The organism is Sinorhizobium psoraleae (assembly GCF_013283645.1).
Lineage (GTDB): Bacteria > Pseudomonadota > Alphaproteobacteria > Rhizobiales > Rhizobiaceae > Sinorhizobium > Sinorhizobium psoraleae.
The window spans coordinates 1-2496 of record NZ_JABEKV010000048.1 but is presented as its reverse complement, the minus strand read 5'-3'; the positions used below and the strand labels follow the sequence as shown (position 1 = coordinate 2496).

The window sequence follows — 2496 nt, the reverse complement described above, 5'->3', positions numbered from 1 at the left end:
GTAAGCGCTGTTTTGGTCCCACCTTCCGGATCACGGTTTGATTGACGATGTTGAGCCCGAACGAGGGCTTGGACATATGTCGATTTCACAGCTTACGCTTACATCCAGCGATGAAGAGCCAGCGCGCCGTTTCGAGGTTTTCACGGGCAGCGGTCGGCGGCGCGAGTGGAGCGGCGAGCGCAAGGCGCAGATCGTCGCGGAGAGTTATGAGCCAGGCGTGACGGTCTGCTCCGTGGCTCGGCGTCATGGATTGACCCCGCAGCAATTGTTCACCTGGCGTCGGCTCGCTCGCAAGCCGCTCGGTGCTGCGCCTGTCGTCGAAGACGTTCCGATGTTTGCGCCAGCGGTCCTGGTGCCGTCTGCGATGCTTGACGCAAAAGAACCGGAGCGAGTGCGTGGCTCAAGAAAGAAGTCGAGTAGCAGCGCAATCGAATTGGAGATCGGCGGGGCGATCGTGAGGATCGCATCCGGCGCGGACGCCGCTACGATTGCCGCCGTCATTCAGGCCGTGAAGGCACGGTCGTGATCGGGCCGTCGGGAGCGGTAAAGGTCATGGTCGCCACCCGGCCCGTCGATTTCCGCAAAGGTGCGGAGGGCCTGGCGGCGCTGGTCAAGGCCGAGATGGGTGCTGACCCGTTCTCCGGCACGATCTACGTGTTCCGGGCCAAGCGCGCGGACCGGATCAAGCTCGTCTTCTGGGATGGCAGCGGCGTGTGCCTTGTGTCCAAACGTCTCGAGGATGGCGAGTTCCACTGGCCCAGGATGCAGGACGGTGCGATGCGCCTGACGGCCGCTCAGTTCTCGGCATTGTTCGAGGGACTGGATTGGAAGCGCGTTCATGCGCCGATCGAGGCGCGTGTCCCGGAGAAGGCTGGATAGCCGCCGCGACCAATTGAATCAGCCCCATCAACACCCTCGTCCTGGGCGTCGAAGTGTGCTGTTGTCGTGCCATGACGATGACGGCCGACGAGCTTCCCGACGACCTGAACGCGCTCAAAGCCATGGTGCTTTCGCGCGAGGCGGAGAATGCTCGGCTGCGGCAGATCATCAAGGAATTGCAGCGCCACCGCTTCGGCCGTCGCGCCGAGACTCTACCAGAGGATCAGCTTCTCCTTGGGCTCGAAGAAGCCGAGCAGGTCGAGGCGGAGAGCCTGGAAGACAAAGAGCATGCATCGAGCGATCTGCGTCGGGAACGCGTCGCCAAGCGGCGGATAAACCGCGGTGCTCTTCCCGCTCATCTGCCGCGCCTCGATGTTGTCATCGACATTGAGAGCCATGACTGCCCCTGCTGCGGCAATGGCCTGCACCGGATCGGCGAGGACGTCAGCGAGAAGCTCGACAGCGTTCCGGCGCAGTTCCGTGTTCTGGTAACGCGGCGTCCCAAATATGCATGCCGTGCCTGTGAAGAGGTCGTCGTCCAGGCTCCGGCTCCCACGCGGCTGATCGAGGGTGGCATTCCGACCGAGGCGACCGTCGCCCAGGTGCTGGTCTCCAAATATGCCGACCACTTGCCGCTCTACAGGCAGGCTCAAATCTACAAGCGACAGGGGATCGATCTCGACCGTTCGACACTCGCCGACTGGGTCGGTCGAGCCGCCTGGCACCTGCGCCCGGTTCATCAAAGGCTGCTCGAGCATCTGAAGGCCTCGTCCAAGCTCTTCGCCGACGAGACGACCGCCCCAGTGCTCGATCCGGGTCGGGGGAAGACGAAGACCGGGCAGCTCTGGGCCTATGCTCGCGATGACAGGCCATGGCAGGGAGCCGACCCGCCCGGTGTAGCTTATGTCTATGCGCCCGATCGCAAGAGCGAACGCCCAATGGCGCATCTCAATGGCTTCGTCGGCATCCTGCAGGTTGACGGATACGTGGGCTATCGAGCGCTCGCCGCCGGCAACAGCGTTTCCTTGGCATTCTGCTGGAGCCATGTCCGGCGGCGCTTCTATGAACTGGCCGCCGCCGGTCCCGCGCCCATCGCTAGCGAAGCGCTCAGGCGCATCGCAGGACTCTACAAGATCGAGGACGATATCCGCGGCCTCACTCACGACGAACGCTGCACCATCCGGCAGGCAATGAGTCGCCCGATCATCGACAGCCTCGCGCCTTGGCTGACCGAGCAACTCTCGCTCATCAGCCAGAAGACCAAGCTCGCCGAAGCCATCCGCTACACGCTCTCGCGCTGGGACGGGCTCACACGCTTCATCGACGACGGCCGTATCGAGATCGACTCCAACACCGTCGAACGCTCTATCAGGCCGATCGCCCTCAATCGGAAGAATGCATTGTTCGCGGGCTCCGATGCCGGGGCCGAACATTGGGCGACCATCGCCTCGCTCATCGAAACGGCAAAGCTCAATGACGTTGAGCCACTTGCCTATCTGACCGACGTCATCACCAAGATCGTCAATGGCCACCCGAACAGCCAGCTCGACGACCTGTTGCCTTGGACCTACGCCGACAAGCCAGAAACCAAGCCCGTGGCCTGAGAACACCGCTTAC

Annotated in this window: 3 protein-coding genes; all 3 read left to right on the top strand. The window is 62.9% G+C overall.

Annotated features, from left to right (window positions below):
* Nucleotides 1-76: 76 nt before the first annotated feature.
* The 3 genes from tnpA (at nt 77) to tnpC (ending at nt 2483) form a co-directional block, all read left to right on the top strand.
* Nucleotides 77-526 (top strand): IS66-like element accessory protein TnpA, encoded by a 450-nt coding sequence (tnpA, locus tag ILFOPFJJ_RS34515; RefSeq protein ID WP_173514862.1) that lies wholly within the window; start codon nt 77-79, stop codon nt 524-526.
* Nucleotides 523-879, top strand: a complete 357-nt coding sequence (tnpB, locus tag ILFOPFJJ_RS34510; RefSeq protein WP_041414058.1) for an IS66 family insertion sequence element accessory protein TnpB — start codon at nt 523-525, stop codon at nt 877-879. The genes tnpA and tnpB overlap by 4 nt, the downstream gene beginning before the upstream one ends.
* 71 nt (nt 880-950) lie before the next feature.
* Entirely contained in the window at nt 951-2483 is a 1533-nt protein-coding gene (gene tnpC / locus ILFOPFJJ_RS34505; RefSeq protein WP_173514861.1) for an IS66 family transposase, read from the top strand.
* Nucleotides 2484-2496: the final 13 nt, after the last annotated feature.

What these genes read in the sequence shown, in the direction of transcription:
- tnpA (WP_173514862.1), top strand. Translation starts at nt 77, where the DNA reads ATGTCGATTTCACAGCTTACGCTTACATCCAGCGATGAAGAGCCAGCG.
- tnpC (WP_173514861.1), top strand. Translation starts at nt 951, where the DNA reads ATGACGATGACGGCCGACGAGCTTCCCGACGACCTGAACGCGCTCAAA.